6 protein-coding genes and 1 pseudogene are annotated in these 14,610 nt (G+C 70.1%); 4 read left to right on the top strand and 3 right to left on the bottom strand.

Annotation, left to right across the window (positions count from 1 at the left end; genetic code table 11):
* A complete protein-coding gene (locus tag ACFC0G_RS17770; protein ID WP_376404103.1) occupies positions 1-1,116 on the bottom strand; it encodes a terpene synthase family protein in 1,116 nt (371 codons plus the stop codon).
* A gap of 389 nt (positions 1,117-1,505) precedes the next feature.
* On the opposite strand from ACFC0G_RS17770, the gene ACFC0G_RS17765 reads away from it, so the two are divergent.
* Both ACFC0G_RS17765 and ACFC0G_RS17760 read left to right on the top strand, forming a co-directional pair.
* Positions 1,506-11,903, top strand: coding sequence for a LamG-like jellyroll fold domain-containing protein (locus ACFC0G_RS17765; protein ID WP_376404101.1), 10,398 nt, complete (start codon positions 1,506-1,508; stop codon positions 11,901-11,903).
* Positions 11,904-11,911: 8 nt separating this feature from the next.
* Entirely contained in the window at positions 11,912-12,505 is a 594-nt protein-coding gene (locus tag ACFC0G_RS17760; RefSeq protein ID WP_376404099.1) for an SMI1/KNR4 family protein, read from the top strand.
* 265 nt (positions 12,506-12,770) lie between these two features.
* Here ACFC0G_RS17760 and ACFC0G_RS17755 read toward each other — a convergent pair whose 3' ends face one another.
* Positions 12,771-13,181: a VOC family protein gene (locus ACFC0G_RS17755; RefSeq protein WP_376404097.1), complete on the bottom strand. Its 411-nt coding sequence runs from the start codon at positions 13,179-13,181 to the stop codon at positions 12,771-12,773.
* Positions 13,182-13,260: 79 nt separating this feature from the next.
* Here ACFC0G_RS17755 and ACFC0G_RS17750 point away from each other — a divergent pair.
* Together ACFC0G_RS17750 and ACFC0G_RS17745 are read left to right on the top strand one after the other, a co-directional pair.
* Positions 13,261-13,347, top strand: a pseudogene (locus ACFC0G_RS17750) (hypothetical protein); the annotation flags it as partial.
* Between the two features lie 80 nt (positions 13,348-13,427).
* Complete coding sequence (locus tag ACFC0G_RS17745) at positions 13,428-13,709, top strand: hypothetical protein (protein WP_376404547.1); 282 nt, start codon at positions 13,428-13,430, stop codon at positions 13,707-13,709.
* Positions 13,710-13,718: 9 nt separating this feature from the next.
* Here ACFC0G_RS17745 and ACFC0G_RS17740 read toward each other — a convergent pair whose 3' ends face one another.
* Positions 13,719-14,570 (bottom strand): dienelactone hydrolase family protein, encoded by an 852-nt coding sequence (locus ACFC0G_RS17740; RefSeq protein ID WP_376404095.1) that lies wholly within the window; start codon positions 14,568-14,570, stop codon positions 13,719-13,721.
* Between the last annotated feature and the right edge of the window lie 40 nt (positions 14,571-14,610).

Here is a 14,610-nt window from a genome sequence, read left to right as displayed (position 1 = left end):
TCAAACCAGCGATCGGGTGGGTCGGGTGCTCGGCGGGGCAGCGGGTGCGTCACGGAAGCGGGCCACCGACGCGGTGAGACTGATCCAGCCGGAGGTCGAGCCGTCCCACACCGAGCCGTCGCCGAAGTAGCGCGGCGTCAGATACTCGAACTCCTGGCTTCCGCCGATCAGATGGTCGAGCCCCGACAGATAGGCGCGGACGTCCTCGCCGTGCCCGTGGGGGCCGGCCAGCACCGCGTCGCGTGCCGCGATGTAGGCGCGTTCGTGGTGCTCCACGAGGGCGCACAGCCGGTCGACGGCGTCCTGCAGCTCAAGCCCTTCGACCTCGCACAGCACGCGGACGGTCGTCATGGTGTCCTGCTGGGCGTACTCCTTGCGCCACGAGAGCAGGTCGTTGACGAGGATCAGCTGCCGCATGCCGTGGTGGTGGACCTCGTCGAACAGGCCCTCTGCGGCGGCCCGGCTCATGTCGACCTCGGCCGCGTACTCGGTGAGCAGTTCCAAGAACTCGCACCCGAAGCTGTCGACCCGCACCCGCATGCACGCCTCGAACTGCGGAACCCGCTTGTCGAGTTTGCTGCGGATCTCCTCCGCGCACCCGCGCAGGAACGCCTCGAGGGCCGCGACGAGCCGATCGACCTGCCCTGCGCTCATCCCGGCCGCGATACGCCGCCACAGGTCCTGGGCGGCGCGGCCGTACAGGCTCGCGGCCGGGCCGCCGACCCCGCCCTCGCGCAGGTCGGCGACGACGGCGGCGAAGGTCTCGGCGGCCGCCGCGTGGTCGGCGCCCAGTGCCGCCTCGTCGGAGACGAAGCTGTCGATCACCGTGACGAACTGGTACCAGTCGGCGATGTTCTGGGCCCTGCCCGTCTCGGCGTACGGCACCGTCAGCGGCCCGTAGATCCCGTTGCGCTGACGCAGGAAGAACAGCAGCGACTCCTCGGAGTCGAAGCAGTCCGCCAGCATCTGCCGCACCCAGCCGTTGGAGGCGATCTCGATGCGGGCGGCGTCGGGGTGGTAGCCCGCGGGCAGCAGCCGCGGCAGCGGCGGCAGGAAGAACTCTCCCGGCCCGTCACCGGGCAGGAGGCGACGGGTGAGGTCGGTGTCGGTGATCACCTTGGGGCTCCAGATCGGCGGAAGCGGGCTGAGGCGTTGCTGACTCCCCACAGTGGGACCGCCCGCTAAAGATTCACTTGAGCGTCGACGGCGCGTGTGCGCCCAAGGCCGGGACAAGGCCCGCTCCATGCGGCTTGAGCACGCGGTCGAGGTGCATGGCAAGCGGGACCGAGGCCGTGAGGCGTGGCGCACCTCGACCTGTGTGAAGAGTGATCTTCACCACCAAGGGAGGGTTGTCATGGGGTTGTTTGTCGAGGTATACGGGCAATCGGAGTTCGGTTCGGCACGCCCGGGACCGTGCATGGTGCGTCAAATTCCGGCCGAATGTTGTGAGTTCGCTGTGAAAGTAGATAGGACAACCCCACTGATCATCTACATGGGGGACATCCGTGCGCACAGCGCGACCACTGGTACTCCTGGTGGCCTTCGTCATGGCCACTCTGGCGGGTACGGAACAGGCCGCACTAGCGGTGAACCGATGGGACATCGCACAACCCGGCTCCAGTCCCGGTGAACTGCCCGAACAGCAATGGGGATCGGCGCGTTGGCGCGGCCACAGCGCCGCCGGCGACGCCACCGACGCGGCGGCGGGAGGGGGACGGAGCGGCCCGCTGAAGGCGCCGGGCGAACTCCCGCCGGACGGCGGCACCGCGCCGCCCGGGCGGGGAGACGCCGCGAAGCCTCCGTCGAGGATTCCGTTCGCGAAGGTCCCGGCGCCCACCATGGCGCCGCCGAAGGGCTTCGACGCGAAGACCAGCACCGAAGTGCCGGCCAAGCGCACCGAGCGCGCCCGCACCTTCGCCAACCCGGACGGCACCTTCACCACCCGCTACTACAACGAGCCGGTCAACTTCCGTTCCTCCGACGGGACATGGAAGGGCATCGACACCGCTCTGGCCCGCACGTCGCAGACCGGGACGCGCGCCGTGAACGGCTCCGGCGCCGACTGGGAACCGCGCTCCACCGAGGAACGGCTGCGCTTTGCCGAGTACGCCGACGCGCGGACCCTGGTCCGGCTCGGCGTGAACGACTCCGCCGCCATCGGATGGGGGATCGAGGGCGTCGCGCACACGCGGGGCAAGGTGGCCGGAAGCGTCATCACCTACCCCGAGGCCCGTCCCTCCGCGGACGTGGAACTCATCGCCGGCAGCAGCTCGGTCAAGGAGACGCTCATCCTCAAGAGCGCCGACGCCCCCACCCGGTGGCGGTTCCCGCTGGCCCTCGAAGGGCTGACGGCGCAGCTCGACGGCCACGGCGGCGTCGCCTTCGTCGACGGCTCGGGCCGCCGGCAGGGCTGGATGCCCGCCGGCTGGATGGAGGACTCCCGCCAGGCCCCGAACTCCCACGAGGGCGTCATCTCCTCAGGGGTCGGCTACGACCTTGTGCGGGAGGGCGGCCGCCAGGTCCTGGTCGTCTCCCTGGACAAGAAGTGGCTCTCGGCCCCGGAACGGGTCTTCCCCGTCAAGGTGGACCCCTCCGCCACGCGTGAGGGCGCGTCGTCCGGCACGTACGTCCAGGCCTCGTACAACCAGAACTTCTCCTCCGACACGGTGCTCAAGGTGGGCACGTCCAACGGTGGAGGGAACCGGGCCGCGTCCTTCCTGCGCTTCGACGGCGTCAGCAGCTCGCTGAGCAACGCGTGGGTGCTGGGCGCACAGCTCAACCTCTTCAACACCTGGTCCTACTCGTGCACCGCGCGTCCGGTGACCGTGCATCCCATCACCTCGAACTGGTCGGAGACCTCGACCTCCGCGTGGCCGGGCCCGGCCACCGGTGACGCCCTGGCCTCGAAGAGCTTCGCTCACGGGTGGAGCAACGACGGCCAGGTGTTCCCCTGCGGGAAGCCCGCCTGGGAAGGCATCGACCTGGGCGCCGGTGGACGTCAGCTCATCGACGACTGGACCCACGGACGCAAGCCGAACTACGGCCTCGCGCTTCGGGCCTCCACCTCGGATTCCTCCGCGTGGAAGCAGTTCGGCTCCGACGACTACCCGAACGGCAACCCCCGGCTCGACGTCACCTGGACCAAGTACGGCGCCACCTACCAGCTGGGCCAGTGGGTCCAGCCGATGACGGCCACGACCGAGGGCGCCTTCAAGGTCACCGTCACCAACCGGGGCCGGGAGACCTGGGGCAAGGGCAGCAACTACAAGCTGCGCTACGACCTGTACGACGGAAACGGCAACATGGTGGGCGGTGACTACTGGAGCAAGATCCGGTGGACGCCGATGCCCTACGACGTGGCACCCGGCGCCTCCGCGACCGTCGACGCCAAGATCGCCCCGCTCGCCCCCGGCCGCTACACGCTGGTGTGGACGATGGACGAGTACGGCGTGTCGAGCTTCGCGGCCGACGGCGTCCCCGGAGTGGCCATCACCTTCGACGCCGTCAACACACCGCCCTACCTCACCGGGGCGGCGCCGCCGAGCGGCACCCTCGTCGACACCCTGACGCCGACGCTGTGGCTCTCGGCCACCGACATGGACAAGTCCCCCGGCTCCCTCACGTACCAGTTCGAGGTGTGTGAGGTCGAAGGCAGGGACACCCGGAAGAACTGCCGTGGCAACACGCACGCGGCCTCGCAGAGCTGGACCGTTCCGTCCGGCTGGCTGAACTGGGCCAAGACCTACGCCTGGTACGGCTACGCCAACGACGGCAAGGACCAGTCCGCCCGGACCACGCCCTCGATCCTGACCACGCAGGTCCCGCAGCCCCTCATCACCTCCCACCTGGGCGGTGCCGCCCCGGGACGGCGCTTCGACGAGCGGTCCGGCAACTACGCCACGGCCGCGACGGACGCCGCCGTGCCCTCGGTCGGCCCGGAGCTCGCGGTCACCCGTACGTACAACTCGCAGGACCCGCGCAGGACCAGCGCCTTCGGCGCCGGCTGGGCGACCCGCTGGGACATGCGGGCCGCCCCGGAGCCCGACGGCAGCGTCGTGATCACCCTCGCCAACGGCGCCCAGGTCCGCTTCGGCAAGAACGCCGACAACAGCTACAGCGCACCCTCCGGCTCGCAGGGCGTTCTGACCGCCGTCTCCGGCGGGGGCTGGACGCTCCGCGACGCGTCCGCGGCGCTGTACACCTTCGACGCGACCGGCCTGCTGACCAAGGTCAAGGACGCTCACGCCCGCGAGCAACTCCTCACCTACACCGGCGGCAAGCTCACCAAGGCGACCGACGCGCCGTCCAAGCGGTCGCTGACGTTCACCTGGAGCGGCGCGCACGTCGCGTCCGTCTCCACCGACGCGGTCGGCCCGTCCGCCCCGGCCCTCGTCTGGTCGTACACCTACCAGGGCGACCAGCTCGTCAAGGTCTGCCCGCCCACGTCGACGACGGCGTGCACGGTGTACGAGTACACCGCGGGTTCCCAGTACCGGGGCATGGTGCAGGACGCCAATCCGGTGGCCTACTGGCGTCTCGGCGAGAGCGAGGGCGAGACCGCCCGGAGCGACGCCGTCTCCCGTACCGGCATGAACGCGGCGCACTACCGTGACGCGGGCCTCGGCAGCGCAGGCGCCCTGACGGGCACCGGCAACAAGGCGGCGTCCTTCGACGGCACGAGCTCCTTCGTGGAGCTGCCGGAGTCGACCCTGGCCCCGTCCACCGTGCTGTCGGTCGAACTGTGGTTCAAGACCGACAAACCCGGCGGGGCGCTCGTCGGCTTCCAGGACGCTCCGGTGGGCCCGACACCCCCCGTCCGCTACAACCCGGTGCTCGCCATCGACGCCGCCGGCAAGCTCCGCGGCGCCTTCGAGAAGGCGGACGGCGGACTGGTACCCATCACCTCCACCGCCCCGGTCACCGACAACGCCTGGCACCACGCGGTGCTCACGAGCAGCGGAACCAACCAGACGCTGTATCTGGACGGCACCGCCGTGGGGACCCTCGCGGGTCCGGTCGACCACGCCGGCAAGACGTACGCCTACCTCGGCACGGGCTACTCCAACAGCGGCTGGGACGGGATCGCGGCCACGGGCAACCGCTACTTCAAGGGCCTCATCGACGAGGTCGCGGTCTACCACCGCGCTCTCGACGCCGGCTCGGTGCGGGCGCACCACGCGGCCCGCACCGGCGCGGCCAAGCTGTCGAAGGTGACCCTGCCCTCGGGCCGGACCGGCGGCACGGCGGAGTACGACAGCGACACCGAGCGGGCCACCAAGGTCACCGACGAGAACGGCGGCGTGTGGCAGATATCCGCACCCCGCTACGCGTCGGGATCCGAGGCGTACGCGAACGCGGTACGGGGCGCGGGCCCGGTCGACTACTGGCGTCTCGGTGAGAGCAGCGGCGCCGCGGCCCTGGACGACATATCGACCGGCGGCAACGGCTCCTACCGTGACGGCGTCGCCCTCGGTGGCTTCGGCGCCTTCCTCGACGGCGACGACGGCGCGGTGACCCTTGACGGGGCCAAGGGCGCGATCTCCGTTCCGGCCGAGTCCATCAGCGACGCCACCTCGCTCTCCGTCGAGCTGTGGTTCAAGACGGACAAGCCCAGTGGCGTCCTGCTCGGTCTGCAGAACGCCGAGCTCGGCGCCACCCCGACCATGTGGAACGCGAGCCTGCTCGTCGACGGCGAGGGCAAGCTGCGCGGCCATCTGTGGGACGGTCCTTCGGCCGGCTGGCCTGTCATGGGTGGCGTCGCCGTCGCCGACGGCACGTGGCACCACACCGTGATCACCGGCGGTCCGGCAGGACAGTCGCTGTACCTCGACGGCGTGAAGATCGGCTCGAAGACCGGTGTGGTCAAGCCGGAGACCCTTGCCCACGCCTACCTCGGCGCCGGTTACTCCAGCGAGGAGTGGGACGGGCAGGCACGCGCGACGCGCTACTTCGACGGCCGGCTCGACGAGGCCGCCTTCTACACCAAGGAGCTGAGCGCCCAGACCGTCGCGGAACACTACAAGGCCCGCACCCGCCTGGTCTCCGGCAGCGGAACCCAGTACCGGGGCACGGTCATGGCGGACGCTCCCTCCGGGTACTGGCAGCTCGACGAGACCGGCGGCACCACTGCCGTGAACAGGGTCGCCGTCACCGGAGGCACCAGCACCTACACCAGGGCCACGCTCGGCGCCTCCGGCGCGTTCGGTCCGGGTGACGGATCGGCGGCGCAGTTCGCCGGCGACGGCTACGCCGAACTCGCCGGCGGTCACCTTCCGCAGACCGACCTCTCGGTCGAGCTCTGGTTCAAGACCACCAAGCCGGGCGTGCTCTTCAGTGACCAGGAGAAACCGCTCCCGGACGCCGTCGCGTACGCGCCCGTCCTGTACGTCGGCTCCGACAACAAGCTCCACGGCCAGTACTTCACCCGCGGTGTCGGCGCGACCAACACCTCGCCGAACACGGTGACGGACGACGAGTGGCACCACGCCGTGGTGACCGCCCTGGGCGGAACCCAGACGCTGTACCTGGACGGCGCCCAGGTCGCCCAGGCCACCGACGTGCCGGTCACGCACGAGACGAACAAGCTCGCCTACATCGGCGCCGGCTACACCAAGTACTGGCCCGCGTCCCCGGGCGACGGGGTCAACTACTTCACCGGCCGGATCGACGAGGTCGCCGTCTACCCGCGGGCGCTCACGGCCGACCAGGTCGCCAGGCACCACAGCGCCCGTACGAACGCCTCGGGTTCCTCCCTCTCCTCGACGGTGACGGTCACCGACCCCGGCGGCGCGCAGACGAGCAGCACCTTCGACGCGGTGCGCGGCCAGCGCCGGGTCGCCACGACGGACGCGGAGGGCGGCACCACGACCTTCGCGTACGACACCGGCGGCTTCCTGCACACGGTCACCGACCCGAACGGTCACGCGACCACCACGGGGCACGACGAGCGCGGCAACACCGTCTCGACGACGACGTGCCGGGACGCGAACTCCTGCTGGACCTCGTTCGCGGAGTACCACCACAACGCGGCGGACCCGCTGGACCCGCGCAACGGCAAGCCCACGGCCGTCCGTGACGCCCGGTCCAGCGGCCCCGCCGACGACCGCTACCGCACGTCGACCTCGTACACGGCCCTCGGTCTGATCGACACCGTCACCCTGGCGGACGGCCGGACGAAGTCGACCACCTACACCACGGGCACCGAGCCCGCGGTCGGTGGCGGCACCACACCGGCCGGTCTGGTCGCCACGACCAGGACCACCGGCGGCGCCACGGCCTCGTACGCGTACTTCGCGAGCGGTGACCTGGCGAAGGCGACGGCACCCTCCGGGCTCGTCACCACGTTCACCTACGACGGCGTCGGCCGGAAGCTGACGGAGACCCAGGTCTCCGACGCGACGCCCGGCGGTGTCACGGCGTCGTACACGTACGACGCGATGTCCCGGGTCGTCTCCGAGACGGGCCCCGGCATCCAGAACGAGATCACCGGAGTCACGCACACGGCGAAGACCACCCGCACCTACGACGCGGACGGGCACCTGCTCACCGAGTCGACGCAGGACACCACGGGCGGCGACGCCACCCGCACCACGACGTACCGCTACGACGCCTTCGGACTGAACGAAAGCGTCACGGACGCGGCGGGCAACGAGTCGACCTTCGGGCACGACACGCTGGGCCGGGTCATCCGGGAGACGGACCCGGAGGGCAACGTCGTCACGCACGCGTTCACCAAGCGCGGGCAGCTGGCCGAGTCGGTCCTCAAGGACTGGACCGGCGACCCGTCCGGCCTGACGCGCGATCTGGTCCTCGTCTCCCACGCCTACGACCCGGCGGGCCGGCCGGCCTCGACGACGGACGCGATGGGCGCCACGACCGCCTTCACCTACTACGACGACGGTCTCAAGGCCACGTCGACGGCGAAGCAGGTCACCCAGGCCAACGGCGCCAAGAAGGACGTCGTCCTGGAGTCGGCGCTCTACGACGGCGCGGGCAACACGGTGTCCCGGACCGAGAGCGGCGGACGCACGACGGTCAGCACGGTCGACGCCACCGGACGGGTCACCCGCTCGGTGTTCGACCCGAACGGCCTGAACCGCGTCACGACCGCGGCCTACGACGGTGACGACAGGATCACCGAGGAGACCCGGTCGATCGACAGCTCGGGCCGGAAGCTCACGTCGACCACCGAGTACGACGCGCTGGGCAACCCGAAGAAGGCGACCGTCACCGACGGCACCGGGACCCGGGTCACCTCCGCGACCTTCGACCAGCGGGGACTCCAGCTGACCGAGGTCTCCCCGCGGGGCAACACCTCCACCAGCCGCCACGACGTCCTCGGCCGCCTGGTCGAGACGACGCAGCCGCAGGTGCAGGCCGAAGAGAACGGCGGTACGGCCGCGGCCGTCACGCCCAGGACCCTCACCGGCTACAACACCTTCGGCGAGGCCACCGAGACCCGCGACGCCCGCGGCCTGGTGACCCGGGTGGAGCACGACAAGCTGGGCCGCTCCGTCGCCGTCACGCTGCCCGACTACACGGCGCCCGGTGCCACGACGCCGATCACGGCCGTGGCCCGCACGACGTACGACAAGCTCGGGAACACGGTCTCCACCACCGACCCGCTCGGCCGCACCCGGTCCTACCGGTACGACCAGATGAGCAACCTGGTCGGCGCCACGGACCCGGAGGTCGGCGGCGCCCAGGGGCTCCAGGCTCCGGGGGGCACCACCCTCGGCGGCACCACCACCGGCCTTTCCGCCGGCGGCGTCTCCACCTACAGCTGGACCCCGACCGGTCTGGCGCTGTCCGCGACCGACCCGACAGGAGCACGCACCGAGTCCACCTACGACGAGCTGGGCCGCAGGCTCACCGCCACCACGATCGAGCGCAGGCCCACCCCGGCCAACCTCGTCTCCCGCTTCGTCTGGGACGACGCGGGCAACCAGACCGAGTCCACGACGCCGGGCGGACGCCGCTCATCGGCGACCTACGACAAGGCCGGCCGGCTCCTGACCGTCACGGACCCGCTCGCCGGCATCACCCGGTTCACCTATGACGGCCTCGGCCGCCGGACCGAGTCGAAGGACGCCACCGGGCGCAAGACCGTCACGGCGTACGACGTCACGGGCCGACCGGTCGCGGTCTCCGACTACGGCACCGGAACGACGGTCCTGCGGTCGGTCGCGACCGAGTACGACAACGACGGGAACATCACCGCGGCGGTCTCGGCCACCGGCGCCCGGCGCACCTACACCTACGACGCCCTCGGCCGGATGACCAAGGAGATCGAACCGGTCACCGCGACCGACTCGATCACGACGGCCTTCGGCTACGACGCGGCGGGGCACCGCACCCGCCTGACCGACGGTCGCGGAAAGGCGACGTACTACACCTTCACCGCGTGGGGCCTGCCGGAATCGACCATCGAGCCCAGCACCACGCTCCACCCCGCCCTGGCCAACCGCACGTGGACGAACGTCTACGACGCGGCCGGCCAGATCGTCACCGAGCTGCTGCCCGGCAACGTCAAGCGCAACAAGACGTACGACGCCCTGGGCCGGCTGACCGGCGAGACCGGCTCCGGCACCGCGGTGGCGACCCGGCCGCGCACCCTGTCGTACGACCTCGCCGGCCGGCTGACCGGAGTGGGCGGCGACGGAGTCCTCGCGGGCAATACCTACGAGTTCGACGACCGCGGGCAACTCCTCCGCAGCGACGGCCCGTCGGGCACGTCCGCCTACGCGTACGACGCGGACGGCAACATGACGTCCCGCACGGACGCGGCGGGCACGACGGCCTTCACCTACGACCCGGCCGGCCGTCTCGACACCACGAGCGACCCGCTGACCGGTACTCAGGTGCGCAGCGACTTCGACGCGGCCGGGCGACCGACCGCGCAGGAGTACGCCCGCCCCGCGGCCGGCGGCACGTTCACGATCGGCGCGAAGCGCTCGTACACGTACGACGCCCTGGGCCGGCTCGCGGACGACAGCGTCAAGAAGACCGGGACGGGCGCCGTGGTCCAGGGCTCGGCCTACGAGTACGACCTCGACGACCGGCTGACCAGGAAGACGACCACCGGCACGGCCGGAGCGGCGCCGGAGACGTACGCCTACGACCTCGCCGGGCGCATGACCTCGGAGACCGGCGGAGGAACCACCACCGCCTTCGAGTGGGACAAGTCCGGCAACCTCACCAAGAAGGGTGACACCACCGCCACCTACGACTCCCGCAACCGCGTCCAGACCTGGGGCACGCAGACCTTCGACTACTCCGCCCGCGGCACCATCAAGTCGGTCACCGACGGAGGGACGACCCGGGTCATCAACTCCGACGCCTTCGAGCGCACGGTCAACAACGGCACGAGCACCTTCACGTACGACTCGCTCGACCGGGTCATGACCAAGGGCGGGACCGCCTTCACGTACGACGGTGGCTCCAACGACCTGGTGGGGGACGGCACGTCGGCCTACAGTCGCGGGCCCGACGGCACGCTGCTCGCCACCGCCACGACCGGTACGCCGGGCTCGGCCCGGCTCGTGATCACCGACGGTCACACCGACGTGGTCGCCGGCCTCTCCGCGGACGGCACCACGGTCTCCTCGTCCCGCGCCTACGACGCCTTCGGCAACGTGACCGCGTCCACCGGCACCAACCCGTCCCTCGGCTACCAGTCGGGCTGGACGGACGGCTCCACCGGGGAGGTCAACATGGCCGCCCGCTGGTACCAGCCGGGGATCAGCGGCTTCACCAGCCGCGACACCTGGCGGCTCGACCCGGAGCCGTCCGTCCAGGCGAACCGTTACACCTACGCCAACGCGAGCCCGCTCAACGGCACCGACCCGACCGGGCACGCGATGATCATCTGGAACCAGGCCGAATACGAGCGTCAGCAGGCGATCGCGGGCGAGAGCTCCGCGTGGGGCTGGCAGATGCTCTGGGAGACCGAGGAATCCATCTGCGGCAGGCGCTGTGACTGGGGCGGTGGCGGCGGCGGTGGCGGTGGCGGTGGCGGTGGTGGCGGAAGCCACGGCGGCCGTGGCGGTGGCGACAAGCGGCCGCCGGTGACCCAGCCGGTCCCCGTGTACGACCCGCCCTGGAACGGCCCCAACCCCATTCCCGCCCCGGATCTGCCCCCGATCATCGCGCTCGTGGTGGCCGGGACGGCCACGGTGCTCACCGAGGCGACGGCCGCGGCAGCCACCGTCTTCACGGCCCAGGCCGTCCTCGACGCACTCGCCATCGCCATCTTCACGCCGGTCGTCGTCGGTTCCCCGGACCCGGCGCTGGAAAAGCAGGGGGACGGTGACAACAAGTGGCGGGACCGGACGGACGGCCAATGTGACGACGGCCCGGGCAGGAGCGAGAACGGGCATCAGGTGTACCTTCCGCGAGAGCGGTACTTGGACACGTTCTCCCATCGGGAGGAATGCCGTGCGACGGGCGTCTACGGGATCCTCGATTCCAAGGACCTGACGACGAAGGCGTTTCCCAACGGCCCGGGCACACACACGAACGACCGGCTCCGTCCACCGGGCTACGATGAGATCAACAGCCAGCCCGGCCAGAAGGCGAACAACGGGCACCTGATCCCGAACCTCGGAGGAGGATCGGGCACCGACCTGCGCAACCTCGTGCCGCAGTACTACTGGGTGAATTCGCCCTACATCCGCGACACGATCGAGAAGGACATTCGCGGAGCCCTGGAATCGGGCAAGAGAGTGACGCTCTCGGTCGTTCCGTACTACGACAGGTCCGGCAGCGGCATCCCCACGAGGATCGAGTACAACTACTCGGTCGTGGGCAGCGGTGAGTGGAAGCACTGCACCGTGTACAACAATCCGGACAAGACCGCCGTCACGGTCGGGACGTCGAACTGCCCGCAGAAGAAGAAGAGATAGGTGGCGAGATGGTCGACTATCACGAGGCCGTCACGGCGCTCCTCGGAGAACCACGGCACGTCTTCGCCGGGCATGACGCCTGGCGACCGTGCGAGGAGGCACTGGGCGCTCCGCTTCCCCCGGACTATCGGCGGCTGGTCGACGAGTACGCTCCGATCCAGCTGAACGGTCACCTGTACCTCGATCATCCGGCGAACGCCCACTCTCCGCTCGGTCAGTGGATGGCGGACGTCATCGAGGACTTCCAGGACGTCGAATGGGAACCGGAAGCGTCCTGCCCCGGATTCGAAATCGACGGACCGATCTTCGGCGGCGGTTCCGGAATGATCCCTCTCGCCTCCACGGACAGGAGTCAATACGTCTTCGTGGCTCCCGGGACCGAAGGCCATCGGTGGCGGATCCTCTCCTGCGGCAGGGATGAGCAGGATTTCCATGAACACCAAATGGATTTCTCGGAGTGGCTCTACCGGTATCTGATGGGGGAGGAGATGTTCGAACCAGGACAGTCCGACTTCTACCCCGGCCCGGTCCGTCTGGAAAGCCGTCCCACGTCCGGTGACGACGAGAAGTCGGACTGGTACGGGCCCGACAGGGGTCTGTAAGGAGCCGGACCGCTGAACTGAACAACCCGAAGGGCCGAACTCGTGACGTCGAGTTCGGCCCTTCGGCGCACCGGCCGTCCAGTTGACGATCCCGCCACATGCCGAGCGGGGCCCTGACGCATGTTTCGCCTGGTCAGATGCCCCAACTCAGCGCACCGGAACCCAGCAACCCAACGGGATTCCTCATATGGCGGCGTGCGGCCCGACGACCCGTCGGGAGGCCACGTGCCCGCCCGGCGCCGGCCACGCCGTGGTCCAAGAACGGTCAGCCATCGCCACGGCTCTGCCAGGCCGCGCGCTGGCGCAGCGAGATCCGGTTGCCGTCGGGGTCCACAGCCTCGATGCGGACCCCGTAGCCGTAGTCCTCCGGCTCGGGCTGGTCGAACGTCACGCCGCGGTCGCGAAGCACCTTGAAGTCTGCGCGCAGGTCGTCCGATTCGAGGAAGACCGGGCCGGGTGTGGTGCCGGGCCGAAGCTCGGCCGGCTGGCCCGAGGCCGCGGTGTGGGGCCAGAGGATGATGTCGAGCGGGCTGCCGGGGACGCCCACGGTGAGGAACCGTCCGTCGGGACCCGGATGGTCGATGCGCTTCTCCAGACCGAGCTGGTCTGTGTAGAACCTCAGCGCGCGCTCCTGATCGGTGACGTAGAGCGTCACGTACATGATGTTTGTCAGCATGGTGCTCCTTCAGCGGTTACCTGGGCCCCTCCGGGCCCGTCATCACTCATGACGGAGCGGATTCGGGGAAGGTAACAACATGTTCGAGACCGGTACGGCGGATCCGGTGGCCCAGGCGTTCGAGTCCCAGCGTGATCGGCTGCGTGCGGTCGCCCACCGTGTGCTCGGGTCGCACGCCGACGCCGAGGACGTGGTCCAGGAAGCCTGGCAGCAGCCCGCGATGGCGACTTCGAGGGTCTGCTGCGTGTGCTCGACCCCGAGGTGCGGCTCGCGGTCGACACCCCCGGCGGCGTGGTCGTCACCCTCGGCGCCACCAAAGTCGCCGCGGGCGCGCGGCTCGCCGCCGGCTCGACCACCCTGGGCCGGGCAGCCCTCGTGGGCGGCCGTCCCGGAGTCGTCTCCTGGCGCGAGGACGGCACCCCGCTCTCCGTCCTCGCGTTCACCGTCACCGACGGCCGTATCACCGCCATCACCGCCGTGGTCGACCCGGCCAAGCTCGCGCGGATGAACCTGCCGGACCTGGCCTGAGCAGCCGCGCTACAGGTCTTGATGATTGCCCTCTGAGTGTCCGGACCGGCTCAGACGTTCGGTCAGGAAGGCGAGGATCTCGTCCCTGGCCTTCAGCGTGGGATGTCCGTCCTCGTCGACGAGGTGGGCGGTGACAACGCTGTGGGGGGACCCGACCACGTTGCGGAAGAACGGGGGCGGGTTCGTGTTTGCGGAACTGCCCGGAAGGACGCGGCCGTCGAAGGCGTCGCCGAGGAGTGCCTGGTACGCGGCGAAGCGCTGCCCGGTGCACCAGCGGTCGTCGTCGAAGCGGAAGGCGAGGATCTTCAGTCCGTCGCGCGCGATGCGGTCTTGGACCGCGCGCGCGTCCTCTTCGCTCATCTCGAGTCCGGCGGGATCGTCCAGTGGCAGGGACGGGTGGTTGACCACTGGCGCGATGACAGCCGGCTCAATCGCCATGGTGAGTGCGAAGTTGCCGGTGAAGCACAGTCCGATCGCACCGACTCCCGGACCGCCGCACTCGGCGTGGGCTTGGCGTGCCAGCCCGCGCAGCCACGCCGTGACGGGGCTGGTGCCGCCTCCCGCGAACGCACGGAACTCGGCACTGACACACGCGCGACGGACTACCTCCTCACTGCCCTCGACCGTGGGATAGGCACCGTCGACCCCGAAGAGTGAGGGGACGTAGACGGTGAAGCCCGCATCCCGCACCCACCGCGCCAGCCGAAGGACGTCAGGACTGATACCGGGCATCTCTGGCATCAACACGACGGCCGGCCCGGAACCCGCGGCATACACGGTCTTCACTACCCCTTCCACGTCCACCAGTCGGCGGGAGAAGTCCGTGATCGCGTCGTCAAGACGTCCGTTGGGTGCACTCATGGCGACAGCGTGGACTGAGGCACCCGCACAAGGCGATAGG

The sequence above is a fragment of the Streptomyces sp. NPDC056169 genome (assembly GCF_042268445.1).
In the GTDB taxonomy this organism is placed as follows: Bacteria; Actinomycetota; Actinomycetes; order Streptomycetales; family Streptomycetaceae; genus Streptomyces.
Note: the sequence above shows the minus strand (reverse complement) of the source record. Positions and strands in the feature narration are given on the sequence as shown.

Excerpts from the sequence above, each read along its gene's own strand:
- ACFC0G_RS17740 (WP_376404095.1), bottom strand. The coding sequence starts at position 14,570 with ATGAGTGCACCCAACGGACGTCTTGACGACGCGATCACGGACTTCTCC.
- ACFC0G_RS17760 (WP_376404099.1), top strand. The coding sequence starts at position 11,912 with ATGGTCGACTATCACGAGGCCGTCACGGCGCTCCTCGGAGAACCACGG.
- ACFC0G_RS17755 (WP_376404097.1), bottom strand. The coding sequence starts at position 13,181 with ATGCTGACAAACATCATGTACGTGACGCTCTACGTCACCGATCAGGAG.